The following is a 22,108-nucleotide window of genomic DNA, read 5'->3' on the forward strand; positions in this document are numbered from 1 at the left end:
AATGTCACAGTGCGACGACTGCGTCGCCGGTGAGTGTGACGGTGCCGTCGGCGAGCGTGACGGTGAGTTCCAGTGTGGCGAGGCCGTTCTCGACCGAGACGACCTTGCCGGTGGCGGTCGGCTTGCCATGGACCGGCGTGATGGATGCGAACCGCACGCGGTACGAGCGGATGGCCGCCGAATCGAAGTTGTCGGTCAGCAGTCGGCCCAAGTAGGCCATCGACAGCATGCCGTGGGCGAACACGTCGTCCAGGCCGGCTGACTTCGCCACGTCGATGTCGATGTGCATCGGATTGTGGTCGCCCGACGCACCTGCGAACAGCGCCAGCGTCGTGCGGGAGATAGGCGAGATCTTCAGGGCTGGAGGCTCTGTTCCGACATTCATTTCGGATTCCTCACGACGATAACGGTTTTCAGGTCGGCGACGAGCGAGCCGTCGGCTTTCGTCACAGCGGTTTCTTTGACGATGAAGTCGAGCGCGCCGCCCTTCTTGCTGTAGACGTCGGTGATCTTCGGCGTCGCGGTGAGCACGTCCCCGGCGTAGGCAGGCTGGTGGTAGGTGAAGGCCTGCTCGCCGTGGAGCACAAAGCGCAGGTCGATGCCGAGTTGGTTGGCCCAGCCGAACGGGTTCGGGTTCTCCAGTTCGATAGAGAACAGGAACGTCGGCGGCACCCGAAGGTCGGCGTCGACCTTGTCGCCGATAGCCTTCGCGAAGAAACGCAGCCGGCCTTCGTCGACGGTCAAAGTGGTTGGCGCCAGCTCTGTTCCGATGACAGAGGGGTCGATAGCCATGCTCAGCTCACCTTCTCGTAGAGGGTCACGACAGCAGCTCCGCCGAGCCCGATGTTGTGCTGCAAGGCCACCTTCACGCCTTCGACCTGACGGGCTTCTGCCTGGCCACGCAGCTGCCACACCAGCTCGGCGCACTGTGCAAGTCCGGTCGCACCGAGCGGGTGGCCCTTCGAAAGGAGTCCGCCCGACGGGTTGGTGACAACGCGGCCGCCGTAGGTGTTGTCGCCGTCGAGGATGAACTTCTCGGCGGTGCCCTCCGGCGTGAGGCCGAGGCCTTCGTAGGTGATGAGCTCGTTGGCCGTGAAGCAGTCGTGCAACTCGACGACCCGGATGTCTTCGGGCGACACGCCTGAAGCGGCGTAGACCTGGTCGGCAGCAGCCTTGGCCATGTCGTAGCCGACGATCTTCATCATGTCTTTGTCCTCGAACGTCGAGGCGAAGTCGGTTGTCATTGCTTGAGCGCTGATGACCACAGCGACGTCGAGTCCGTGCTTGCGAGCGAATTCCTCGGAGCAGATCACCGCTGCCGCCGCGCCGCAGGTGGGCGGGCAGGCCTGGAGGCGAGTCAACGGTCCGTGGAGGTGCGGCGAAGCCATGACTTCCTCGACCGAAGTCGGATCCTTGAATACCGAGTACGGGTTGTTCGCCGCATGCAGGCGGGACTTGACCGAGATGCGGGCAAAGGTCTCGGGCGCGGTGCCGTACTTCTCCATGTACTGCTGGCCGGCGCCACCGAACATCTGCGCGGCGAACGGCGCTTCGGTGCGAGGCTGGAGCTCGTCCATGACCTCGTCGAACCGCGCGAACGGGCTCGGCCGGTCCGTGTAGCCCATGGCCAGCGCTCCGCGCTGCATCTGCTCGAACCCGAGGGCGAGCGCGCAATCGACAGCACCCGACGCCACGGCCTGGCGTGCCAGGTACAGCGCCGACGAGCCCGTCGAACAGTTGTTGTTGACGTTGATGATCGGGATTCCACTCAGGCCCAGCCCGTACAACGCGGATTGCCCCGACGTCGAGTCGCCGTACACATAGCCGACATAGGCCTGCTGGACGAGGGAGTAGTCGATTCCGGCGTCTGCGAGCGCGTTGCGCGCCGCTGCCTCACCCATCACGTTGTAGGGCTCGGTGTTCCTCGGCGTTGTGAAGGGAATCATCCCCACGCCTGCGACGACTGTGCGTTCGCTCATGTCATTCCTATCATCGGTGACTAGTGACTGTTCACTTAGTCAAACGCACGCGGGAGCAAATGGCAAGAAGAAGTGCAAAATGACTGATCATGAGTGTGGGCAGAAGACGAGCTGTAGCTAGACGAACTTCACATATGTGCTCAGGGCGCTGCCATTGATGCAATGGCAGTTGTGCTTTCGCTATGGGCTTCGCAGCGAGACGGCGGCGAGGCTTGTCCATTCGGCGAGCATCAACTTTCGCCGGCGATCGGCGCCACGCAACATCTCGTCGATGGTCGTGCCGCGAACGAGATTGATCGTCAGCCAGAACGTCGTTTCCAGCCTGTCCGTGGCCACATCGGATCCGATCAGGCGGGCGCAGGTTTCCAGCAGCCCGTTTGTCAGTTCGCGCTGCGCGCGCAGCATGTTGTCGCGTAAGTCGTCTTCGCCGCCGACCGAGGTGAACAGCTCCATCGATGCCTTGCCCAGTTCGCCCGAGAACGCCGCCGACACCAGCTCGACGACGATCTCCGCGGGGGTTGTCGAGGGCGGCAGCGCGGCGGCACGATCCTGGACCGCCTCCGTCTGGCGTTCCGCCAGATGCTCTATCACGTGAGCGAAAAGCTCGGTGCGAGTGCGGAAGTGGTGCACCTGCGCGCCCCGCGTGACACCTGCCCGGGCTGCGATGTCGGCGATCGACGCCTTGCCGTATCCGACGTCGACGAGGCTGTCGATCGCGGCATCGAGAAGGAGCGCGCGCGTGCGCAGGCTCTTCTCTTGATGCTTGTTCGGTGGCATGTTGCCGCTGGTCACCGCGCTAGTGTAGCAGTGCACGTAAATGCGTGTTAGCGTACACGCAATTACATTCAACGATGCATGCAATGAGGTGTTTCATGAGTCTTCGGTTGACCGACGAGCAGAAAAGTCTCGTCAAGACGGTCCGGGATTTCTGCAAGAAGGAATGCGATACGCGCGAACAGCGCCTCGCGCTCACCGACGGTGGCAAAGAAGTCCATAGCGCCGAGATCGCAAAGAAGATGGCCGACCTGGGCTTCCTGGGGCTGTCGATTCCGGAGGAGTACGGCGGTTCCGGTGGGGGATTGTTCGACGCAATCCTGTTCGTAGAGGCGATGTCGCGCGGTCGCGCGCCGGTGTCCAGCTTCCCGGTCACGTTGATCGTTGCGCACTCGTACCTGAAGTTCGCGAGCGAGGACATGAAGAAGGAGGTGCTCGGCGGCGTCGTCACCGGCACCCCGACCTCGATCGCGATGTCCGAGCCCGGTTCCGGTTCCGACGTTGCGTCGCTGACCTGCAAGGCCGAGAAGGTCGACGGCGGTTACGTGCTGAACGGGCAGAAGACGTGGTGCTCCACAGCCCACCTCGCCGACCACATCCTGGTGGTCGCGCGCACGTCCAACACCGGCGCGAAGCATGAGGGCATCTCGATGTTCTCCATCCCGACCGGTACCAAAGGCATGGAAACCCGCCAGATCGAGACGATGGTCGGCGCAGAGGTCAACGATGTCTTCCTCACCGACTGCTTCGTAGGTGCGGACCGCCTCGTCGGCACCGAAGGTCAGGGCTGGCTGCAGCTCATCGCTGGGCTCAACATCGAGCGCGTGATCATCGGCGCGATGTTCCTCGGCATCGCACAGCGCGCGTTCGAGGAGACGCTTGCCTACGTCAAGGAGCGCAAGCAGTTCGGCAAGCCGATCGGTTCCTTCCAGGCGCTGTCGCAGCGCCTCGCGGATCTCGCCACGGAACTCGAGGCCACCCGTTTGCTCACCTACGACGTCGCTCAGCGCGTCGACGAGAACCCGGCAGCACTGCTGCCGAAGGAAGCGTCGATGGTGAAGCTGAAGGCGACCGAACTCGCCAAGCACGCTGCGCTGGAAGGTGTTCAGATGATGGGTGGGATGGGCTACTCCGTCGAGTCCGGCATGGAAGAACTCGTCCGCGCAAGCCTTGCAGGCACCATCGTCGGCGGCACCAGCGAAATCCAGCGAGACATCATCGCCAAGACTCTCGGCTTATAGGTCTGTACGGCGGCATGATGATCTGGGCACGCAATTCGAGTCGCCCATCAGGAGGTCGTTATGCCGAGGTACCTGTGGCAAGTGTCGTATTCGGTCGAGGGAGCGCAAGGGCTCCTGGCGGAGGGTGGCACCGCGCGGCGCGCGGCGATCGCGCGCATGGTCGAAAGTGTCGGCGGCACGGTCGAAGCCTGCTACTTCGGCCTCGGTGCTCATGACTTGTTCGTCATCGGCACGGTTCCCGACGACGTGGCTGCTGCGACGCTGGCTCTGCAAACCACGGCATCGGGTGCGGCGCGCTCGGAATCGGTGACGCTGCTGACTCCCGAGCAACTGGACGAGGCGGTCGCCCGCTCGGCGGAGTATCGAGCGCCGGGGGCATAGCTTCGGGCCCTTGGCACCTTTGACCCTCGTGAGTCTTTTCGGAGTCTATGGACTCCAAAAAGACTCACGAGGGGGTTAGTCGACGAGGTCGCAGATCACGTGTTTCCGCTCGGCGTTCCTGATCGCTGAGACGTTCATGATGGTGAGATTTCGATCGCGATCGATGCCTGTGGGCTGCGTGTGAACCGAGCCCCGATTTCGCCGAGCCGCCCCATCAGCCAGTACTTGCGGTTGATGATCTTGCGCACGCGCGGACTGTCGTCGAACTCGAGCACGCGGGCTTTGCCTTCGACGACCGGGGAACCGGGCGTGACTTTCCCTCGAATGTTGGACGCCTGCAACGTCACGGCCGGGTTCCGGCGGATGCGCTTCACCTTGTAGGCGTCGGTGTCGGAGAAGAAGTAGAGCTTGCCGTCGGACGGTGCAATCCAGATTGGAGTGGCCACCGGGCTCCCGTCTTTGCGGTAGCTCGTGAACGACACGTAGTTGGCCTTGCCGACCGTGTCCCAGTCCGAAGAATTCGTCATGGGGCCATTATGGTCAATCGCCACCGGCGTGGCCGCCCACGATGTCGGCCGCGCCCGCTCGGCGCTGAATAGACGCATTGATACCGGGGAACAACGAGCCGAAGCGTGCTCCGAGCCGGAGTTCGGGCGGCGCGACGACGATCTCGCCTTTATCTTTGACGATCGCCTTGACCACTCCTGCCGCGACCTGCTCCGGGGTGACGGTCCGAGTGCCGCGGGGAACCTCCATCCCACTCTTCACGAACATCCCCGCATCGCGCACGAACCCGGGTTCGACGATCGACGCGCTCACGCCGGTTCCGTGTAAGTCCTGGCGCAGCGCGTCGGTGAAGCCGCGCAGACCGAACTTGGTTGCGTTGTAGAGCGTGCTTCCGGGCGAGGCGACGATGCCGGAGAGCGACCCGATGAATACGAGGTGCCCGCTTCGGCGTGCGGTCATCTGCGGGAGCAGTGCTCGGGTGAGCATGATCGGCGCCCGCAGATTGACGTCGAGGTTCGCATCCACTCGTTCGATCGGCATGTCGGCCAGCAGGCCGACACCCGGAAGCGCGGCGTTGGCGACGAGAAGATCGATCGGACCTGCCTCGGCGAGAAGCGCATCCAATGATGCGGGGTCGCCGAGGTCGGCGACGATGCTGCGGGCGCCGAGCTCCGCCGCCAGGGGAGCAAGTACCGCGGCCTTGCGGCCGGTCAGGATCAGGTTCGCGCCCTCGGCATGGAGTCGTCGCGCAATTGCATGCCCGATCCCACCGGTGGCGCCCGTGAGCAGCACCGTCGATCCGTCGATCTTCATGACTACGACGCTAGTGCGTTGATTCCGGTCTTGGTGTCCAACGCCTGGATGGCCTCGTCGTACTGGGCCTTGAAGGTCGCAACCAGGTCCGCAACCGTGAGGTTGTCCTTGACCGCGCCGATGCCTTGACCTGCGCCCCAAATGTCCTTCCACGCCTTCGCTCCGCTGAGGGCGCTCGAACCGAAGTTCATCGCCGACGCGTCGGATTCAGGAAGTTCGTCGGGGTTCAAGCCAGCGGCAGTAATGCTGCCGCGCAAGTAGTTTCCGTGCACGCCCGTGAAGAGGTTGCTGTAGACGATGTCTTTGGCGGCGGAGTCGACGATCATCTTCTTGTAGCCGGGATCCGCGTTGGCTTCGACGGTAGAGATGAAGGCCGAACCGACGTAGGCAAGATCGGCTCCAGCCGCAAGGGCAGCCAGGATGGACCGGCCATGGGCGATTGCGCCCGACAGCAAGATGGGTCCGTCGAACCAGTCCCGAATTTCCTGCACGAGAGCGAAGGGCGACTGTGTACCGGCATGACCGCCGGCGCCCGTGCTGACCGCGATGATGCCGTCGGCGCCCTTGGCGATCGCCTTGCGCGCGAACTCGTCGCTGATGACGTCGTGCAGCACGATTCCGCCGTAGGAGTGCACGGCGTCGTTGATCTCGGGGCGTGCTCCGAGCGAGGTGATGACGATCGGCACCTTGTGCTCCACGATCACGGCCATGTCGTGTTCGAGCCGGTCGTTGGATCGGTGCACGATCTGGTTGACGGCGAACGGTGCGACGACCGCATCGGGATTCGCGAGCGCGTACGCCGCGTTCTCCTCGGAGATGCGGTCGAGCCAGTCCGACAACAGCGACGACGGCCGCGCATTCAGGGCGGGAAACGATCCGATGACGCCGGCTTGGCACTGGGCAATGACCAGCTCGGGGCCCGAGCAGATGAACAGCGGCGATGCGACGACGGGCAACGTGAGCTTGGTCGCGAGAGTGGGAGGGAGAGCCATCGGGATCCTTCGGTTGCGGCGATTCGGTGAGGTGACGCCAGATTATGGGGAAGTCTGTTCTTTTGCAATAAGTTGCATAAGATGGTGACATGTCTCTCCCGCACGCGATTCTCACTGCGTTGATCGAGAAGCCCTCTTCAGGGCTCGGCCTCGCCCGGCGCTTCGACAAGTCGATCGGGTACTTCTGGTCCGCGACTCATCAGCAGATCTATCGCGAGCTCGGCAAGCTCGAGCAGGCTGGTTTCATTCGGGCGCGCGAAGGCGACGTCGTGGCCCAAGGGCAGCGGAAGACCTTCGACGTGCTGCCCGCTGGTCGCGCCGAACTCGAGCGGTGGGTGGCGGAGGAAACCGATCCGCGGCCGATGCGCGATCCGTTGCTTCTCAAGATCCGCGCGGCGGCGACGGTAGGAGGGGTGGGTCTGGTAGCTGAACTGACCCGCCACCTCGAGCTCCACCGCCGCCAGCTAGCGCATTACCGCGAAATCGAAAAGCGTGATTTCGCTGAAAGCTCGACCGCCGAAGCGGCGCTGCAACACGTGGTCCTTCGGGCGGGCATCGGCCTCGAGGTCTTCTGGATCGACTGGCTCACCGATGCAATCGAGACCCTTGAGTAAGCACGAAACCTCGGCATTACATGTCTTGTGCAAATGATCGGTATCTGTAATTCTGGACCTATGTCGACACACGAAGTGTTCAACCAGGCGATCCAGCCGACCGGCCTGAATCCAGCCCAATACCCGCCGATCGCGGAGGCCCTCGCGCGGGCGGGCGCGTCGGCGCGGTTCGAGGAGGTGCGCGCTGCGGGCGAGTTGGGCGCGAGTGCTGCCGCACTCGAACTCGGCGACCTTGCCGAGGAGCACCCGCCGGTATTGAAAACCTTCGATCGCTACGGGCACCGTATCGATGAGGTTGTGTACGACCCGGCATATCACCAGCTGATGCGGCACGCCACCGACCTGGGCTTGCATGGTGCTGCGTGGGCCGATCCCGAGCCGCACCCGCACCTCGCGCGCGCGGCGAAGTTCCTGACCTGGGGCCAAGCCGACGCCGGGCACATGTGTCCGATCAGCATGACCTACGCCGTCGTGCCCGCGTTGCGGCACAATCCCGAGCTGGCGGCCCAGTACGAACCGCAATTGACGGCTCGCGGCTACGACCCCGTGCTTGCGCCGATGGCGTCCAAGCGCTCGTTGCTCGCGGGTATGTCGATGACCGAGAAGCAGGGCGGCTCGGATGTACGTGCCAACACCACTCGCGCCGTTCTTCAGCCCGACGGTTCCTACCGGATCACCGGGCACAAATGGTTCACCTCTGCGCCGATGTGCGACTTCTTCCTCACCCTCGCCCAGACCGACGCAGGCGTGACGTGCTTCTTCATCCCGCGCGTCTTGCCCGACGGCACGCGCAACACCTTCCGGTTGCAGCGGCTCAAGGACAAGTTGGGCAACCACTCGAACGCCTCCAGCGAGGTCGAGTACGACAACACGGTCGGCTGGTTGGTCGGCGAAGAGGGACGCGGCGTGCCGACCATCATCGAGATGGTCAACATGACGCGCCTGGACTGCGCGCTTGCCTCTGCAACGCTGATGCGAGTGGGTCTGCAGCAGGCGCTCGTCCACGCGAGTCAGCGAAAAGCGTTCGGCGCGTACCTGATCGACCAGCCGCTCATGCGCAATGTGCTCGCCGATCTCGCGACCGAGGCCGAAGGCGCGACCACCACCACTCTCTGGCTCGCCGACCTCACCGACCGCGCTGTCAGCGGCGACGAACACGCCGCGACGCTGCGCCGGATCGGACTTGCGGTGAGCAAGTACTACATCTGCAAACGAGGTCCGGCGTTCGCCGCAGAGGCACTGGAATGCCTGGGTGGGAACGGCTATGTCGAGGAATCACGCATGCCTCGGCTGTATCGCGAGGCGCCGCTGCCGTCGGTTTGGGAAGGCTCCGGGAACGTAGCGGCGCTCGACGTCCTACGAGCGATGGCCAAGCAACCGCAGACGCTGACGGTGTTCCTCGACGACGTCAAGCAGGCTACTGGCAGTGACAAGAACCTGGATCGGGCGATCGCATCGCTGGAATCGCAATTCGGCGACTTCGACACTCTCCAGTACCGGGCACGGTCGGTGATTGGAATGATGGCCAAGGTCTTGCAGGGATCGCTGCTGGTCCGCTACGGCAACTCGGCCGTCGCCGACGCCTATACGTCCACCCGGCTCGGAGGGGATTGGGGCGATGTGTTCGGCGCACTGCCGACCGGCATCGACACCGGCACCATCATCGACCGCGCGACGCTGAAAGAGACCGCATGAGCATTCGCGTCGAGCGACGCGGCAAGGTCACGATCATCACGATCGACCGTCCTGAAGTCCGCAATGCGGTCGACCATCACCACGCGTTCGCGCTCACGGAGGCATTCGAGGCCTTCGACGCCGACGAGGACGCCGCCGTCGCCGTGTTCCACGGCGCAGGCGGAAACTTCTGTGCCGGAGCCGATCTCAAGGCCGTCGCCCGCGGCGACATCAAGATCGCGCAGCCCGGCGAGGACGGCCCCGCCGGGATGGGGCCGACAAGATTACTGCTCGGCAAGCCAGTCATCGCCGCGGTCGACGGCTTCGCCGTTGCAGGCGGTCTCGAACTCGCCATCTGGGCGGACCTCCGCGTCGCAGATCCAGGCGCGGTTTTCGGGGTGTACTGCCGCCGCTGGGGCGTTCCGCTCATCGACGGCGGCACGGTCCGTTTGCCGCGCTTGATCGGCCACTCGCACGCGCTGGACATGATCCTGACCGGCCGTCCGGTGGATGCGGCCGAGGCCAAGCAGATGGGGTTGGCGAATCGGATCAGCGCACCTGGCCGGGCGCTCGACGAGGCAATCGAGCTGGCTGAGCAGCTGATCGAATTTCCGCAAGTCTGCATGCGTGGCGATCGCCTCTCGAGCTACGAGCAGTACGGTCTGGCGCTCGCCCCGGCAATCGAGAACGAATGGCGGCACGGAATGAACTCGCTGCCCGACGTGGTCACGGGGGCAGGTCGATTCGCTTCCGGCCTCGGTCGCCACGGCAACTTCGCAGAGCACGGCTCGGGGTGACGACAGCAGCAGCGGGAGACTCGGCGCAGCCGCGGCGGCTGACCGCTCGCTCCATCATCCTCAGCGCGTTCCTCGGTGCGCCGGCCGAAGCGAAGGCCGGTGAAATTCTCGCGCTGGCTGCGCTCGTCGGACTGCAGGAATCGGCTGTGCGAGTCGCCCTCACCCGAATGGTTGCTGCTGGGGACCTCGAGCGGTCCGACGGCTACTACCGGCTTTCCGAGCGGCTCCGCCGTAGGCAGGCACGGCAGGAAGAGGCGCACCATCCACACGTGCTCGCCTGGAGCGGTCAATGGACGATGGTGATCGTCACCCGCACGGGCGAAGCGGCGCCGGAACGGGTGTCGCTGCGGGAGACGTTGCGTCAATTGCGGTTTCGCGAACTTCGCGACGGCGCGTGGACCCGACCGAACAACCTCGACATCGCGCTGCCGGACCACGTCACCGAGCGGTCCACCGTATTCACGGCGACGCCGGTCGCCAACGCGCGTGCGCTGGCAGACGAGCTTTTCGCACCGCAAGAGTGGGCCGACCTCGGTGAGCGTTTGCTGACCGAGATGGCCACCGCGGAAACCCTCGCCGACCGATTCGAGATTGCCGCGGCGATCATCCGCCATCTTCTGGACGACCCGTTGCTGCCCGCCGAGTTGTCGGACGCCGACTGGCCCGGACCGCGCATGCGGGAAAGCTACGACCGCTTCCGGCGAGAGTTCGCCACTCTCACCGAAGCGCACCTCGGCCGCAGCTTCTACAACGAGGGGTAACGGCTCAGCGGTCGAACTGGGCGCGTTTGTAATCGCCGTACGGTTCGTCCCGCTCGCGGACCGCTTCCCGGAAACCGACTGTGGCGGCTCGTAATTGGAAGGCATAGCCCTCGCGTGTGTGGCGGGAGATGCCGTCGAAGACAGTGCTGATCATGCCCGAGTTCGCGACACCTTGAGACAGCAGCGCCGAGTTCAGAGCCAGCTTGGCCATCATCAATTGGTTGACCGGCATCCGGGCGATCCGCCCGACCAGCGCCTCGGTGCGGTCGTCGAGTTCATCTGCGGGGCACGACTCCACTGCAAGTCCCCATTCCTCGGCCTGCTTGCCGCTGATGCTGTCGCCGGTGAAGAGCAGGCGCTTGGCTCGTGCGTCACCGAGACGGTGGGCCCACATTCCGGCAGCGGGGATGCCCCAGGTGCGGGTGGGCGGATAGCCGATCTTGGTGTCGTCGGCGCAGATGATCTGGTCGCTGAACAGCGCAATGTCGGTGCCACCGGCGATGGCGAAACCGTGCAGCTTCGCGACGGTTGGTTTGCTCGCGTGCAGCAGGCTGGAGAAGCCTTTGTTGAAGCGGCTCATCATCGCGTAGTCGATCATCGGATCCCATGTGCCCCAGGGATTGTGGTTGACGGCGTTGACCACCGGGTCCAGCACGGTGCCGGAGACTTCGTCGGGTCCGTCGCCGGTGTTGAAGCCTTTCTCCGCGAAGATGTCCAGGTCGTAGCCGCCGCAGAACCCTTTACCGCGACCGCTGACCAAAATCACGTGCACACGTGGGTCCAAATCGGCCCGCTCGACCGCGTGTGTGAGGTCCCGCGGAGTGTCGGGGGTGATCGAATTGCCCTTCTCCGGGCGGTTGAACGTTATTCGGGCGATCCGTCCGTCTCGTTCGTACGTCAGGGTCGGGTAGTCGTAGTCGTAGTCGGGTTCTGGCCTGCCGTTCCATGGTGAGTCCGGGACCTCGGTCCAGTTGTCGTACCAACCTGCGGGGCGGGTTCCTGCATGCGATTGCTCGTCGGACATCGTCGTTTCCCTTCGTCTTCTGCAGCTTGACCCATCGACCCATTGACAGTCAATAGTGACTGTGAAACTCTTCTCGGCATGACGACGCGGGCCGATCAGAAGCAGGCCACCCGTGCCCGCATCCTCGACGTCGCGACGAATCTGCTTGTCGAGCAGGGGTATTCCGCGCTCACGACCGTGTCGGTCCAGCAGGCGGCGGGCCTGAGCAGGGGAGCGTTGTTGCATCATTTCCCGACCATGCGAGAGCTGACCGAGGCGCTGGTCGCCAACCTCGTCCAATTGAACGAGGTCGCGGCGCGTGAATCCGCGGAGAAGATCGGTGCCGCCGCCGACCCGGTCGAGCGCGCGCTGACGGCGCTGCACGACACCATGACCCGCCCGCCGGCCCAGGCGGAATTCGAATTGTGGGCGGCGGCTCGCACCGACGCGGACCTCGCCGCAGTCCTACTCACCGCCGAACGCAAGGCCGGCCGCGACCTCCATCGCGTCGTCGACGACCTCTTCGGGTCGGTCACCCTGGCTCACCCGCGGTACCCGGTGGTTCGCGATCTCACCATCACGATGATTCGCGGAGTCGCGATGGGCCGGCTTGCCGGCGCGTCCGACAAGTCGGCGGCCGTCGCGCTCCAGAACTGTGCGCTGGCAGTCAAAGCAGTGCTGGGAATGCCGAAGGCTGATTGAAGGTTCAACTACGCATGGACAAATTCGGGTTCCTGTCGTTCGGAAACTATGGGCCAGGTCGCGGGTCGAAGGTCGTCGACGCTCACGCGTCGCTGCACCAAGCCATCGACCTGTCGGTGCGCGCCGACGAACTCGGCGTCAACGGCGCCTACTTCCGAGTTCACCACTTCGCCCGGCAACAGTCCGCACCGATGACTTTGCTGGCCGCAATCGCGGCGCGCACCAAACACATCGAGGTCGGTACAGGAGTCATCGACCTGCGCTACGAAAACCCGCTGTACCTGGCAGAAGAGGCTGCGTCGTTGGACCTCATCGCCGACCAGCGTATTGCCCTCGGAATCAGCCGTGGATCGCCCGAGACCGTCGTGCGAGGCTATGAATCGTTCGGCTACACCGGGAGCAAAGACCCCAGAGGCGCAGATATTGCGCGCGAGAAGTTCGAACTCTTCCTCGCAGCCATCGACGGCGAGGGCATCGCGCCCGGCGACCCACAGATGACCGGCACCGATCGGCTGCAACCGATCAGACCGCTGTCACCGGGGCTGAAGAGCCGGATCTGGTGGGGTTCGGCGACCCGCGAAACCGCGGAATGGGCGGGCCGTCAGGGCGTGAACTTGATGTCGTCCACGCTGCTCACCGAGGACGCAGGCATCCCGTTCGCCGATCTGCAAGCCGATCAGATCGCTCGTTTCCGCGCTGCGTGGGACGCGGCCGGACATCCCGGCACACCGCGAGTGTCGGTCAGCCGCAGCGTATTCCCGCTGATCAACGATCTCGACCGCGCGTACTTCGGATCCACCAACTCCGATCAAGTGGGGATCATCGACGGCTACCGCTCGACATTCGGCAAGACCTACGCCGCCGAACCGGACGTACTCATCGAGCAACTGCGCGCCGACGCCGCCGTCATGTCGGCAGACACGCTGATGCTCACCATTCCGGTGGCACTCGGCGTCGACTTCAACTTGCACGTGTTGGAAGCATTCGCCAGCCACGTTGCACCGGCGCTCGGCTGGAATCCGGCCAACAAGCCGGAGGCTCAACGGGTGTAGCCCCTCACGAGAGGGTGGTGGTTACCTGGCTTGTTCGCGTTCTCGTCGTCGACGTAGACCCTCGACGATGAGTGGGTCGCTGCTCAGGTCGCGGTAGAGCGAAACGCACAACCCGATCATCACCGCCGCGAAGGGTGCGGCGGCGATGATCGTCATCGTTTGCAATCCGCTCAGGGCGTCCGAGCCGCCAGTCCACAACAACAACGCAGCGATTCCGCCGGTCAGGGTGCCCCAGAACACCACCACCCACCGCGACGGCTCCAGGGTTCCCCGCTGCGACAGGGTCCCCATCACCATCGATGCTGCGTCTGCGCCGGAGACGAAGAAGATCGCGACCAACAGCATGACCACGAACGACGCAACGCCCGCGAGCGGAAGGTTGTCGAGCATCCCGAACAGTTGCGATTCCGGAGTGCCACGGCCGGCAAGGTCGGTACCGTCCCGTTGCTGCGCAATAGCGGCGCCACCGAAAATCGAGAACCACAGCAGGCTGACCACGCTCGGTACCAGGATCACGCCGATCACGAACTCCCGAATCGTGCGACCGCGGCTGATTCGAGCGAGGAACATGCCGACGAACGGGGTCCACGAGATCCACCATGCCCAGTAGAAGATCGTCCACGACGACAGCCATTTGGCTGTGTCGGCATCGCCGGCCGCCGCGGTGCGTGCCGACATCCCGGTGATCTGGGCCGCGTAGTCGCCGAGGGCCGTAGGAATCAGATTGAGAATCAAGACGGTGGGTCCGCAGACGAAGACGAAGATCGCAAGGATCAGCGCGAGGACCATGTTCGTGTTCGAGAGCCACTGGATTCCCTTGGCAACGCCGGATACTGCCGACGCGACGAATGCGAGGGTCAGGATCGCCACCACGGCAACCAACAACAGCGTGCCCGCGGTTTCCATCCAGCCGATGACCTCAACTCCGGAACCGATCTGGAGTGCGCCGAGACCTAGCGACGCGGCAGTGCCGAACATCGTCGCGAAGATCGCCAGAATGTCGATGATCTTGCCGATCGGTCCCTCGGTGCGCTTTCTGCCGAGCAGCGGAATGAACGCGGAACTGATCAACTGCTTTCGATCCATCCGGTACGTGCCGTACGCGATGGACAGGCCGACGACTGCGTACATCGACCATGGATGCAGGCTCCAATGGAACATCGTCGTCGCCATTGCCGTTCCGATGCCGGCCTCTGTACCAGGCGGTGGGGTGACGAAGTGTGTCAGTGGCTCACTGACGCCGTAGAACATCAGCCCGATCCCCATGCCGGCGCTGAACATCATCGCGATCCAACTGACGGTGTTGAACTCCGGCTTCTCACCGTCTTTGCCGAGTGGAATGCGTCCGAATCGACTGACGGCTAACCACAGTGCGAACAGCACGAAACCGGACGCGGCGAGGACGAACAACCAGCCCAAATTGGCGACGAGCCAATTCAAGGTGCTGGTCGAAATGCTTTTCAGACTGTCCGGCCAGACGAGACCCCAGACGAGAATGGCTGCCGCGAGAACGGCGGTGACACCGAATACGAGTCGATCGGTACCGACGCGGTGGTCGCGCTCAGCGCTCGCGGTCGGGGAAGCGGGCAGAGCCAGATCATCGTCGATCGCCATGGTTCCCACGTCCTTTACCTGGCTCACAAACGTACGCCATCCTCGAATGCCCCGACCAGCCGAACGGCAAACTGGCATCCTCTATGAATGCGAATCGTGAGCCCTGTCTTCGCCGATGAGGGGTGGATCCCGGTCGAGTATTTCGGTGACTTCGAGTCAGCGATCGAGGGGCACGTACTCGACAAGGCTGTTCTGATGGGCGAGTTCCAGCGCTGATGGTCGCCCTACGCGGGGTGCAGTTGTTCGCCGTCGCGCCGGGAACTCGTCCCGCCGCAGTGAACGGCTTGGTCAACGGGGTAGCGGTCGCGGCGCCGTTGGTTGTCGGCCTTGTGGTCGGTGAACCAGAGTTGGGCGCGCTTGCCTGCCTCGGCGCATACGTCGCGGCGTTCACGAACAAGGGTGGACCACGCCGTTCGCGCACGCTCGGTCTGTGCACCGCTGCTGTCGCGAATGCCGCCGCATTTCTGTTGGGCGCGTTCACCTCTGACGTGATGGTCGTCGCGCTCGTGTTGCTGGCGTCGCTTGTCTTCATCGCGGCGATGGGATCAGCCGTCAACGCGACAGCGGCACGGTTGGGAACCATGCCCGCGACCGCCTTCCTCGCCAGTTCGATCACCGCGGGCAAGAGCCCGTCCGGTGTACTCGTCGCCGCAGCACTCGTGCTGGCAGGCGGACTCTGGTATGCCGCAGCGACCGGGATATTCACGCCCCCGCCGCGCCTCAAGCAGGTCCTTGCGGCTGTCGCCGAACCCTTCGCCTTGCTCGGCCGGAGCATGAGCGACACACGCGAACCCGCCGACCACGATCGATTGGTGGGAGCGGTTCGCCGCGCCGAGGCAGCTGCCGTCGCTGTCGCGACGCCGAGCGGAGACGAGCAGCTCGCTGGACAACTGACCCACCTTGTCGGCCAGGCTGCGGCGTTGGTGGATTTATTGGCCGTCCTCGACGACCTCGGACCCGTCGACCCGGTAATCGAAGGTCCGTACCGTCGCTCACTCGCCAAGATCGGGGTGCGCGTTACGTCGCTCGGCGCGCAACTCGAGCGCCGGTCGAAGGTGCGCGCGACGGCCGACGATGTGCTCGCCGACGTGACAGCTGCCTGCGACTCGCTGCGGTCGGAGGTGGTGAACGGTGCGCAGCCGTACAGCCGGCTCGCTGCGGCTGCGCGGCATCGTCGGCTCCTGGAATCGATTGCGCGGACCACCGACGATGCCTCAGCGGCGGTGGATTTGATCGACGCGCGAGGCAATGCGGCGCTGTCGAATCCCGGGGGACCCCGGCAGCCGTTCCTCGATGTGGCTCGGCTTCGTGCGGCGATGACATTGGATTCCTTGGAGTTCCGCCACGCGCTGCGCGTCACGGCGATCGCGGCAGGCTTCTACGCCGTCGTCGCGGTGCTCGGTCTATCGCACGGTGAGTGGGGCATTCTCGCCGTGCTCAGGGTGCTGCGGCCGCAGTACGGCGCGACCGTCGAGCGTGCAGGGCAGCGAGTGATCGGCAACGTGATAGGCGGCTCGTGCGCCGCCGCTCTGATCGCGACGGTGAATCAGCCTGCGACGCTTGCGATCATCCTCTTCGTCATCATCACCGTCGGCTTCACGCTGCGGCCGATCAACTACGCCTTCTGGGTGATCTTCGGTACGCCCCTCGTTCTGCTGATCGGCGATATCTCCGATCCCGGCGACTGGGGTGCGGCACTGGCCCGGATCGTGATGACGCTCGTAGGGAGTGCGGTGGCGCTCGCCGGTGGGTACCTCCTCTGGCCGAACTGGGAGCGTGACCGTGTGACCGACGTGGTGCGCACCGCGGCCACGGCAACAGCGACGTACTTGTCGGAAAGCTTGCACAGCATTCTTTCTCGTGACGCCGGACGACTCGAACAAACGCGACGGACAGCCGAATCGAAGCTTGCCGAGGCTCGCGCAGTCACCCAGCGGGCGCGGCAGGAACCGGGTGCCGCGGCTGCTGTGTCGGCGGCGATCACTGAACTCGACACGCTCGCGCGAGTGCAGCGCCACCTTGCCGCGCTTGCCGCGTTGCCGACATCATCGGCAACGCGGATTCCGGCGCTCGACGACTTCGTTCGGGTCATGTCGACGAGCCTGACCGATCGCGACGCAGCGGACGCCCGGACGACGCAAGCGGCACTGGACGCCATGTTCGCCTATCTGGACGACGCGCATCGGCGCCGATTCGACGAGCTACCGTCGAGCGGGGAATCGGACACGCCGGTTCGGATGGAGATCCGTGAGAACGAGCCGCTCATTGCGCTTTTCGCGGTGATCACGAGCGAGGTCGCGGCGGCAACGGCAATGGCAGCGCGGGAAGTCCGTCCAAGCTGACGGCGACGTGGTCCTTTCCCTCGCAGTAGCTAGCGAACTCGTCGTCGGACTTGCGGCCGAAGTACTCGGCGTGCAGCGTCCGTTCCTCGCGGTAGTCCATGAGCGGCACCGCGAATCCGCAAGTGTCACTGATGAGTTTTGCGGTGACGACGATGACGGCTCGCAGGCCCGGTGCGTCCGCATCGTCGAACTCTTTGACCAATTCGGCGAAGCGCGGATCGTCGCGATACACGGGCACCCCCGTTCCGTGCACCCGGACGATGTTCGGTGGGCCGGTGAATGCGCACCACATCAGCGTGATTCGCCCGTTCTCTCGCAGATGGGCGATCGTCTCTGCGTGACTCCCACCGAAGTCCAGGTAGGCGACGGTCCGGTCGTCGAGCACTCGCAGGGACCCCGACCGGCCTTTGGGTGAGATGTTCACGTGTCCGTCGCCGGTGAGCGGCGCGGTGCCGGTGAAGAACAGCGGCTGCTCCTCGATGAACGTTCGCAACCGGCCGTCGATGCGCTCGTAGATCTTGCCCATGCCTTGCATTATTGCTAAACGGCGCGAAGCCGGGCGATCTCGGCCTCGAGGTCCTGATTCCGTTGACGCAGCCGTTCGATCTCCTCGTTGAGGGGTTGGCGGGCCAGGTCCAGCGATTCGGCCACGCGTTCGCGGCCGTACTTGACGGGGATGTTCTTGCTGCAGTTGCGGTCCAAGGCTTCGACATGATGTGGAACGCCCGTTCGCAGCGAGTGCGGATGACACCGTCGCCGAAGGCAATCGTCGACAAGTTCAGCACGTGGACGAATCCGGCTGGGCCACCTCGATGTTGAACGTACGGCCAGCCCGAGGGGGTGACGGTAGCGATGAACAGAGATCTGCACTACAACCACCCTAGGCGCCGAGCGAAAGCCACATGGTTCTCATGCGGCAGTGCTCAGCGGTTCTGTATGGCCTGTCCGTTCAGGCGTTGGGCGCCGTCAGCCTCGAACAATTCCGCGGACCATCGGGCGAGGACTTCACGAGAATCCCAGTCGTCGGGGTGGAAGCCGGGTCGGTTGTAGGTGTTGTAGCGGGTGATCGCGTTCCAGCTGAAGAACGGCGACTTGCGAATGTTGTTGAGGCTCTTCACCAGGCGGATCGGGTTGTAGGAGGCGGGGTCGAAGACGAGCGAGCGACCGGTCTGCACTACGACCTCGGTCCAGAAGATCGCCGACGCGAGGTACATGATTCCGACTCGCAGCGTTTCGCTGTCTATGGTCTCGCGGTAGACGTCGAAGGCCACTGCCTTATGCTCTGACTCTTCGAGCGCGTGCCACAACAACATCGGGCGCACCTCGGTGTCATCGCCGACCAACTTCTGGGCACGCTCGTCGGTGAGCAGGATTTCGGCGAAGGTTGCCGTGTAATGCTCGAGGGCTGCTGTGGCTGCCAAGGACCAGCTTTGCGGAAAGACCTTCTCGACCAGACTCAGCAACTGGCTGACGTGGCGGTCGACGCGTGCGGTCGGGTAACCCATCTCCTGTAGGCGCTCGTTGAGCTGGCGATGTTGGTGCCGGTGTGTGGCTTCCTGGGCGATGAAGCCCTTGATTGCTTCGCACAGATCGTCGTCGGTAATGCGATCCCGGTACTTGCGAACCGAGCGGATGAAGAAGTCCTCGCCCTCGGGGAACATGGCCGACAGTGCAGCTACGAGGTGGCTCAGCACGAGGTCGTTGTCGACGTAATGCTGACGGCGGGTGCCGGTCGGGTAGTCGAAACGGACGCGTCGCGCCTTGATCGGGTGCTGGGTTGGCGTAGTGGATGTGGTCACAACCGGTCTCCTTTGACAGGTTTCTATCTGACTAAGCCTAAAGTCAGATAGGGGATGACAGACTGTATCGCGTGAGTCCAGCGCGCGTCTATGGCGGAATGACTGCCACCGAGCGGGGTCGGCAACGCCGTGCACAGCTGATAGATGCGGCGGTGCTCTTGATGGGAACCCGTGGCGCGGCAGAAACGACCGTGACAGCGGTGTGCAAAGAGGCTGGGCTCACTTCGCGGTACTTCTACGAACAATTCCGGGACCGTGACGAGCTGCTGCGCGGGGTAGCCGACCACGTGTTCACCACGTTGGAATCGACGCTGGTCGGTGCGATCGTGCCGGGGGTCGCTGACGTCGGCCTCGTCGCGCGCGCTCCGATCGAGGCGCTGATTCATTTGGTCGATGAGGATCGAGTGCTGGCTCGGATCGTGTTTGTGGAGTCTGGCGCCGAACCGATCTTGCGCTCGCTACGCAACGACACCCTCTCCCGCATGACTGACCTCATCCTCGACAAAGCAAGGCTGTTCTTTCCGATCGAGGACTCGGCGGTGCCGGTTATCCATCTGGCAGCCACCATGATGGTCGGCGGAATGTCGGATGCCTTGCGTCGTTGGCTGGACAACGAGATCGAGCTGTCCGTCGACCAGATGACCGAGCACACCTCAGGATTGTTCGCCAGCGCCGCCGCTTACGTGCTCACAGCCGACGCCGGCCGACACGCTTCATGACCTGGCTTCTGTTGGCAGGCGCGATTATCAGTGAAGTCGCAGCCACGTTGTCGCTGAAGGGGTCCGAGTCGGTGCCCGCTCTGTTTGTCGTCGTCGCATTCGGTTACCTGGCCGCATTCGGTTTCCTGACCGCGGTGCTCAAGCGCGGCATGGCATTGGGCGTGGCTTACGGCATCTGGGGCGCTGCCGGTGTTGCGCTCACCGCCGTGCTGTCCACGTTCGTCTTCGGCGAGGCTTTCACCGTCGTCATGGGAGCCGGGCTGCTCCTCGTCATCGCCGGGGTGCTGCTCGTCGAGACCGGGTCACACCCCGCCGACACCCACGACACGATCGGCAGTCCCTGATGCAGTACCTGCTGCTGGCAGCGGCCATCGTCTTCGAAGTCATCGCCACCTTGTCCTTGCGTGTTGCCGCCACCGGTCGTTCCCGCTTCTACGCGGTGGTTGTGGGCGGCTATATAGCGGCATTCGTTTCGCTGCTTGCCGCCTTGCGAGAAGGCATCCCGTTGGGCATCGCCTACGGCATCTGGGCCGCGGTCGGTGTGGCCCTGACAGCGGTCGCTTCCAAATTCCTGTTCGGTGAGGTGCTGACTCGTCGCATGCTTGCCGGTATCGCGCTCATCGCGGCAGGGGTTCTTCTCATCGAAGTCGGGTCCGGCCACTCCTGAGTGTCAGTGTGCGTGTTCGACACCCCACGACGGGAACGGGTCGGAGTAGCTCAGCCAGGATGTAGGTCCTTCCGCCAGTTCGGCCGGCGTGAGGAGTGCCGCGTCGAAGTTTCGTTGGATGCGTTGCCGGTCGAGCTGCACTCCGATGAAGACGATCTCCTGACCAGGCGGGATGGTTCCGCCACTCCAGTACTGTGCCGGCTCGATGGTGAGGTTGGGCCCGGCCTGCGACCAGATCGCCGCGATGTCCGGGCGGCTGGCGATCCAGCAGAATCCTTTGCTGCGCAGCACGCCTCGCAGTTCTTCGAGCGCATGTTCCAGCCGCACGGGATGGAACGGACGGTCGGCAACGTAGGTCATGCTTCGAATGCCGTACTCCTCGGTCTCCGGAGTGTGCCCGCCCGCGAGCTCCTCGTCCCAGCCAGCAGTTTCGGCAGCAGCGACCGGGTCGTAGAGGCCAGTGTCCAGGACGTCGGCGAGGTCCACCGTCCCTTTCACGCTGCGGACCAGTCGCGCACCGGGGTTCATCCGCTTCAGCACTGCTTCGACTGTGCGCACGGCCTTTTCGCTGACCAAGTCGACCTTGTTCAGGACGAGGACATCGGCGAACTCGACCTGGTCGACCAACAGATCGGAGATATTCCGCTCGTCGCCCTCGCCGACCTCCAGATTTCGGGCCGCGAGAATCTCGCCTTTCGTGAGTTCGGCAAGGAAGGTCGATGCGTCGACGAGGGTGACCATCGTGTCGAGTGTGGCGACATCGCTGAGGCTGGTGCCGTCCTCGAAGACCCAGTCGAACGTCGCGGCGACGGGCATGGGTTCCGAGATTCCGGTCGACTCGATGACGAGGTTGTCGAAGCGCTGTTCTTTAGCGAGTCGGCCCACCGCCTCGATCAGGTCTTCGCGCAGAGTGCAGCAGATGCACCCGTTGGTCAGCTCGACGAGGCGCTCGTCGGTGCGATCCAAGTGCCCTTGGCCTGCGATCAGTGCTGCATCGATGTTGATTTCGCTCATGTCGTTCACGATCACCGCCACTCGCCGCCCGTCGCTGTTGGCGAGCACGTGGTTGAGCAGAGTCGTCTTGCCCGCTCCGAGAAAGCCGGACAGGACCGTTACGGGGAGGGTGGCTGAAGAAGGCATTCACTAATGATAATCATTATCGATAAAGCACACGACGTCGGCCCTCTGTGGGCTGTCGGATTGCGGCCGACTGGTCAACTTCTTCTCGCCGGAGCCGAACGACGCGTTGAACGCTCTCGGCTGCGAGAACTACTGGGACGGCTGCTTCGCGAGCCGGTCCGCGCCGCTGGGCCGGGTGCAGACGGCGAGGTAGCCCGCCACATCCCAAGCGTGTGGGAGACGACGACCCCCGAGGCGGCACATGCCGCCCGTGTGCAGGGCTGTGTCGCAGCGCCGCGCCAAAACACTCGTGAGTCTTTTCGGAGTCCAGGGACTCCAAAAAGACTCACGAGGGGTGATGGGGTGTGGTGGAGGGGTGTTCACCAATCCGCCGGCCACGAATAACGACCGCAGACCGTCGGATCGGGCACACGTTGCGGGCGGACAGGTCAGACTCCGGATGGGCGGACAGTTAGCTCCGGGCTGACGGACACAAGTTCTCCGGACCGGTGGACACGTGATTTCCGGCTCAGCGGACAGCGGGGTTGCGACACGCCC

Annotated in this window: 27 protein-coding genes; 14 read left to right on the forward strand and 13 right to left on the reverse strand. The window is 64.0% G+C overall.

Annotated features, from left to right (window positions below):
• Nucleotides 1-4: 4 nt before the first annotated feature.
• The 4 genes from FGL95_RS12140 to FGL95_RS12155 form a co-directional block, all read right to left on the reverse strand.
• Nucleotides 5-385, reverse strand: coding sequence for a MaoC/PaaZ C-terminal domain-containing protein (locus tag FGL95_RS12140; RefSeq protein ID WP_169586935.1), 381 nt, complete (start codon nt 383-385; stop codon nt 5-7).
• On the reverse strand, nt 382-792 hold the full coding sequence (locus tag FGL95_RS12145; protein ID WP_169586937.1) for a MaoC family dehydratase N-terminal domain-containing protein: 411 nt from the start codon (nt 790-792) through the stop codon (nt 382-384). Before FGL95_RS12145 ends, FGL95_RS12140 begins: the two co-directional genes overlap by 4 nt.
• Nucleotides 793-794: 2 nt before the next feature.
• Nucleotides 795-1,979: a lipid-transfer protein gene (locus FGL95_RS12150; RefSeq protein ID WP_169586939.1), complete on the reverse strand. Its 1,185-nt coding sequence runs from the start codon at nt 1,977-1,979 to the stop codon at nt 795-797.
• A 180-nt stretch (nt 1,980-2,159) separates the two neighbouring features.
• Nucleotides 2,160-2,771: a TetR/AcrR family transcriptional regulator gene (locus FGL95_RS12155; RefSeq protein ID WP_338079826.1), complete on the reverse strand. Its 612-nt coding sequence runs from the start codon at nt 2,769-2,771 to the stop codon at nt 2,160-2,162.
• An 80-nt stretch (nt 2,772-2,851) separates the two neighbouring features.
• Here FGL95_RS12155 and FGL95_RS12160 point away from each other — a divergent pair, with 80 nt between their 5' ends.
• A complete protein-coding gene (locus FGL95_RS12160; RefSeq protein WP_169586941.1) occupies nt 2,852-3,994 on the forward strand; it encodes an acyl-CoA dehydrogenase family protein in 1,143 nt (380 codons plus the stop codon).
• 60 nt (nt 3,995-4,054) lie between these two features.
• Nucleotides 4,055-4,375, forward strand: a complete 321-nt coding sequence (locus tag FGL95_RS12165) for a GYD domain-containing protein (protein ID WP_169586943.1) — start codon at nt 4,055-4,057, stop codon at nt 4,373-4,375.
• 134 nt (nt 4,376-4,509) lie between these two features.
• On the opposite strand, the gene FGL95_RS12170 is transcribed toward FGL95_RS12165, so the two are convergent.
• The 3 genes from FGL95_RS12170 to FGL95_RS12180 are packed head-to-tail and all read right to left on the reverse strand — an operon-like array spanning nt 4,510 to nt 6,687.
• Nucleotides 4,510-4,902 (reverse strand): PPOX class F420-dependent oxidoreductase, encoded by a 393-nt coding sequence (locus FGL95_RS12170; protein ID WP_169586945.1) that lies wholly within the window; start codon nt 4,900-4,902, stop codon nt 4,510-4,512.
• Between the two features lie 13 nt (nt 4,903-4,915).
• Complete coding sequence (locus tag FGL95_RS12175) at nt 4,916-5,695, reverse strand: SDR family NAD(P)-dependent oxidoreductase (protein ID WP_169586947.1); 780 nt, start codon at nt 5,693-5,695, stop codon at nt 4,916-4,918.
• Nucleotides 5,696-5,697: 2 nt separating this feature from the next.
• Nucleotides 5,698-6,687 carry an NAD(P)H-dependent flavin oxidoreductase gene (locus FGL95_RS12180; protein ID WP_169586949.1) on the reverse strand — a complete coding sequence of 330 codons (990 nt, stop codon included), beginning with the start codon at nt 6,685-6,687 and terminating at the stop codon, nt 5,698-5,700.
• Nucleotides 6,688-6,776: 89 nt separating this feature from the next.
• On the opposite strand from FGL95_RS12180, the gene FGL95_RS12185 reads away from it, so the two are divergent.
• From FGL95_RS12185 to FGL95_RS12200, 4 genes are read left to right on the forward strand one after another with little or no spacing between them, the layout of a single operon-like run.
• Nucleotides 6,777-7,301, forward strand: a complete 525-nt coding sequence (locus FGL95_RS12185) for a PadR family transcriptional regulator (protein WP_169586951.1) — start codon at nt 6,777-6,779, stop codon at nt 7,299-7,301.
• Nucleotides 7,302-7,361: 60 nt separating this feature from the next.
• The gene (locus FGL95_RS12190; protein WP_169586953.1) at nt 7,362-8,996 is read left to right on the forward strand and encodes an acyl-CoA dehydrogenase family protein; all 1,635 of its coding nucleotides are present in this window, start codon (nt 7,362-7,364) and stop codon (nt 8,994-8,996) included.
• Entirely contained in the window at nt 8,993-9,772 is a 780-nt protein-coding gene (locus FGL95_RS12195; protein ID WP_169586955.1) for a crotonase/enoyl-CoA hydratase family protein, read from the forward strand. Before FGL95_RS12190 ends, FGL95_RS12195 begins: the two co-directional genes overlap by 4 nt.
• Nucleotides 9,769-10,533 carry a PaaX family transcriptional regulator C-terminal domain-containing protein gene (locus FGL95_RS12200; RefSeq protein ID WP_338079827.1) on the forward strand — a complete coding sequence of 255 codons (765 nt, stop codon included), beginning with the start codon at nt 9,769-9,771 and terminating at the stop codon, nt 10,531-10,533. The genes FGL95_RS12195 and FGL95_RS12200 overlap by 4 nt, the downstream gene beginning before the upstream one ends.
• Before the next feature lie 4 nt (nt 10,534-10,537).
• Here the strand turns inward: FGL95_RS12200 and FGL95_RS12205 are convergent, their stop codons facing one another.
• Nucleotides 10,538-11,557 (reverse strand): crotonase/enoyl-CoA hydratase family protein, encoded by a 1,020-nt coding sequence (locus tag FGL95_RS12205; protein ID WP_169586959.1) that lies wholly within the window; start codon nt 11,555-11,557, stop codon nt 10,538-10,540.
• A 78-nt stretch (nt 11,558-11,635) separates the two neighbouring features.
• Between FGL95_RS12205 and FGL95_RS12210 the strand changes: the two genes are divergently transcribed.
• Together FGL95_RS12210 and FGL95_RS12215 are read left to right on the forward strand one after the other, a co-directional pair.
• On the forward strand, nt 11,636-12,238 hold the full coding sequence (locus FGL95_RS12210; RefSeq protein WP_169586961.1) for a TetR/AcrR family transcriptional regulator: 603 nt from the start codon (nt 11,636-11,638) through the stop codon (nt 12,236-12,238).
• A gap of 14 nt (nt 12,239-12,252) precedes the next feature.
• Nucleotides 12,253-13,290 carry an LLM class flavin-dependent oxidoreductase gene (locus FGL95_RS12215; protein ID WP_169586964.1) on the forward strand — a complete coding sequence of 346 codons (1,038 nt, stop codon included), beginning with the start codon at nt 12,253-12,255 and terminating at the stop codon, nt 13,288-13,290.
• 21 nt (nt 13,291-13,311) lie between these two features.
• On the opposite strand, the gene FGL95_RS12220 is transcribed toward FGL95_RS12215, so the two are convergent.
• The gene (locus FGL95_RS12220; RefSeq protein WP_169586966.1) at nt 13,312-14,904 is read right to left on the reverse strand and encodes a BCCT family transporter; all 1,593 of its coding nucleotides are present in this window, start codon (nt 14,902-14,904) and stop codon (nt 13,312-13,314) included.
• Between the two features lie 87 nt (nt 14,905-14,991).
• Between FGL95_RS12220 and FGL95_RS32750 the strand changes: the two genes are divergently transcribed.
• Both FGL95_RS32750 and FGL95_RS12225 read left to right on the forward strand, forming a co-directional pair.
• A complete protein-coding gene (locus FGL95_RS32750) occupies nt 14,992-15,120 on the forward strand; it encodes a hypothetical protein (RefSeq protein WP_277351765.1) in 129 nt (42 codons plus the stop codon).
• Entirely contained in the window at nt 15,120-17,246 is a 2,127-nt protein-coding gene (locus tag FGL95_RS12225; protein WP_169586968.1) for an FUSC family protein, read from the forward strand. Before FGL95_RS32750 ends, FGL95_RS12225 begins: the two co-directional genes overlap by 1 nt.
• On the opposite strand, the gene FGL95_RS12230 is transcribed toward FGL95_RS12225, so the two are convergent.
• The 3 genes from FGL95_RS12230 to FGL95_RS12240 all read right to left on the reverse strand — a co-directional run bounded on the left by FGL95_RS12230 (nt 17,188) and on the right by FGL95_RS12240 (nt 19,045).
• Complete coding sequence (locus FGL95_RS12230; protein ID WP_169586970.1) at nt 17,188-17,772, reverse strand: pyridoxamine 5'-phosphate oxidase family protein; 585 nt, start codon at nt 17,770-17,772, stop codon at nt 17,188-17,190. The genes FGL95_RS12225 and FGL95_RS12230 overlap by 59 nt on opposite strands.
• A gap of 14 nt (nt 17,773-17,786) precedes the next feature.
• Nucleotides 17,787-17,948 (reverse strand): hypothetical protein, encoded by a 162-nt coding sequence (locus FGL95_RS33140; protein WP_240962915.1) that lies wholly within the window; start codon nt 17,946-17,948, stop codon nt 17,787-17,789.
• Between the two features lie 221 nt (nt 17,949-18,169).
• Entirely contained in the window at nt 18,170-19,045 is an 876-nt protein-coding gene (locus tag FGL95_RS12240) for a metal-dependent hydrolase (RefSeq protein WP_169586972.1), read from the reverse strand.
• A 71-nt stretch (nt 19,046-19,116) separates the two neighbouring features.
• Between FGL95_RS12240 and FGL95_RS12245 the strand changes: the two genes are divergently transcribed.
• From FGL95_RS12245 to FGL95_RS12255, 3 genes are read left to right on the forward strand one after another with little or no spacing between them, the layout of a single operon-like run.
• On the forward strand, nt 19,117-19,764 hold the full coding sequence (locus FGL95_RS12245; RefSeq protein ID WP_338079828.1) for a TetR/AcrR family transcriptional regulator: 648 nt from the start codon (nt 19,117-19,119) through the stop codon (nt 19,762-19,764).
• Complete coding sequence (locus FGL95_RS12250; RefSeq protein ID WP_169586974.1) at nt 19,761-20,108, forward strand: DMT family transporter; 348 nt, start codon at nt 19,761-19,763, stop codon at nt 20,106-20,108. The genes FGL95_RS12245 and FGL95_RS12250 overlap by 4 nt, the downstream gene beginning before the upstream one ends.
• Nucleotides 20,108-20,431 (forward strand): DMT family transporter, encoded by a 324-nt coding sequence (locus tag FGL95_RS12255; protein WP_169586977.1) that lies wholly within the window; start codon nt 20,108-20,110, stop codon nt 20,429-20,431. The genes FGL95_RS12250 and FGL95_RS12255 overlap by 1 nt, the downstream gene beginning before the upstream one ends.
• Before the next feature lie 3 nt (nt 20,432-20,434).
• On the opposite strand, the gene FGL95_RS12260 is transcribed toward FGL95_RS12255, so the two are convergent.
• Nucleotides 20,435-21,571 carry a GTP-binding protein gene (locus tag FGL95_RS12260; protein ID WP_169586979.1) on the reverse strand — a complete coding sequence of 379 codons (1,137 nt, stop codon included), beginning with the start codon at nt 21,569-21,571 and terminating at the stop codon, nt 20,435-20,437.
• Between the two features lie 70 nt (nt 21,572-21,641).
• On the opposite strand from FGL95_RS12260, the gene FGL95_RS33145 reads away from it, so the two are divergent.
• Nucleotides 21,642-21,764, forward strand: a complete 123-nt coding sequence (locus FGL95_RS33145) for a helix-turn-helix domain-containing protein (protein WP_420838038.1) — start codon at nt 21,642-21,644, stop codon at nt 21,762-21,764.
• Nucleotides 21,765-22,108: the final 344 nt, after the last annotated feature.

Origin of the sequence: Antrihabitans stalactiti, from assembly GCF_012932915.1 — a bacterium.
GTDB classification, from domain to species: Bacteria; Actinomycetota; Actinomycetes; order Mycobacteriales; family Mycobacteriaceae; genus Antrihabitans; species Antrihabitans stalactiti.

Coding starts and splice junctions, on each gene's coding strand:
- FGL95_RS12140 (WP_169586935.1), bottom strand. CDS start 385: ATGAATGTCGGAACAGAGCCTCCAGCCCTGAAGATCTCGCCTATCTCC.
- FGL95_RS12145 (WP_169586937.1), bottom strand. CDS start 792: ATGGCTATCGACCCCTCTGTCATCGGAACAGAGCTGGCGCCAACCACT.
- FGL95_RS12150 (WP_169586939.1), bottom strand. CDS start 1,979: ATGAGCGAACGCACAGTCGTCGCAGGCGTGGGGATGATTCCCTTCACA.
- FGL95_RS12160 (WP_169586941.1), top strand. CDS start 2,852: ATGAGTCTTCGGTTGACCGACGAGCAGAAAAGTCTCGTCAAGACGGTC.
- FGL95_RS12165 (WP_169586943.1), top strand. CDS start 4,055: ATGCCGAGGTACCTGTGGCAAGTGTCGTATTCGGTCGAGGGAGCGCAA.
- FGL95_RS12170 (WP_169586945.1), bottom strand. CDS start 4,902: ATGACGAATTCTTCGGACTGGGACACGGTCGGCAAGGCCAACTACGTG.
- FGL95_RS12175 (WP_169586947.1), bottom strand. CDS start 5,695: ATGAAGATCGACGGATCGACGGTGCTGCTCACGGGCGCCACCGGTGGG.
- FGL95_RS12180 (WP_169586949.1), bottom strand. CDS start 6,687: ATGGCTCTCCCTCCCACTCTCGCGACCAAGCTCACGTTGCCCGTCGTC.
- FGL95_RS12185 (WP_169586951.1), top strand. CDS start 6,777: ATGTCTCTCCCGCACGCGATTCTCACTGCGTTGATCGAGAAGCCCTCT.
- FGL95_RS12190 (WP_169586953.1), top strand. CDS start 7,362: ATGTCGACACACGAAGTGTTCAACCAGGCGATCCAGCCGACCGGCCTG.
- FGL95_RS12195 (WP_169586955.1), top strand. CDS start 8,993: ATGAGCATTCGCGTCGAGCGACGCGGCAAGGTCACGATCATCACGATC.
- FGL95_RS12205 (WP_169586959.1), bottom strand. CDS start 11,557: ATGTCCGACGAGCAATCGCATGCAGGAACCCGCCCCGCAGGTTGGTAC.
- FGL95_RS12210 (WP_169586961.1), top strand. CDS start 11,636: ATGACGACGCGGGCCGATCAGAAGCAGGCCACCCGTGCCCGCATCCTC.
- FGL95_RS12215 (WP_169586964.1), top strand. CDS start 12,253: ATGGACAAATTCGGGTTCCTGTCGTTCGGAAACTATGGGCCAGGTCGC.
- FGL95_RS12220 (WP_169586966.1), bottom strand. CDS start 14,904: ATGGCGATCGACGATGATCTGGCTCTGCCCGCTTCCCCGACCGCGAGC.
- FGL95_RS32750 (WP_277351765.1), top strand. CDS start 14,992: ATGCGAATCGTGAGCCCTGTCTTCGCCGATGAGGGGTGGATCCCGGTC.
- FGL95_RS12225 (WP_169586968.1), top strand. CDS start 15,120: ATGGTCGCCCTACGCGGGGTGCAGTTGTTCGCCGTCGCGCCGGGAACT.
- FGL95_RS12230 (WP_169586970.1), bottom strand. CDS start 17,772: ATGGGCAAGATCTACGAGCGCATCGACGGCCGGTTGCGAACGTTCATC.
- FGL95_RS12250 (WP_169586974.1), top strand. CDS start 19,761: ATGACCTGGCTTCTGTTGGCAGGCGCGATTATCAGTGAAGTCGCAGCC.
- FGL95_RS12255 (WP_169586977.1), top strand. CDS start 20,108: ATGCAGTACCTGCTGCTGGCAGCGGCCATCGTCTTCGAAGTCATCGCC.
- FGL95_RS12260 (WP_169586979.1), bottom strand. CDS start 21,571: ATGCCTTCTTCAGCCACCCTCCCCGTAACGGTCCTGTCCGGCTTTCTC.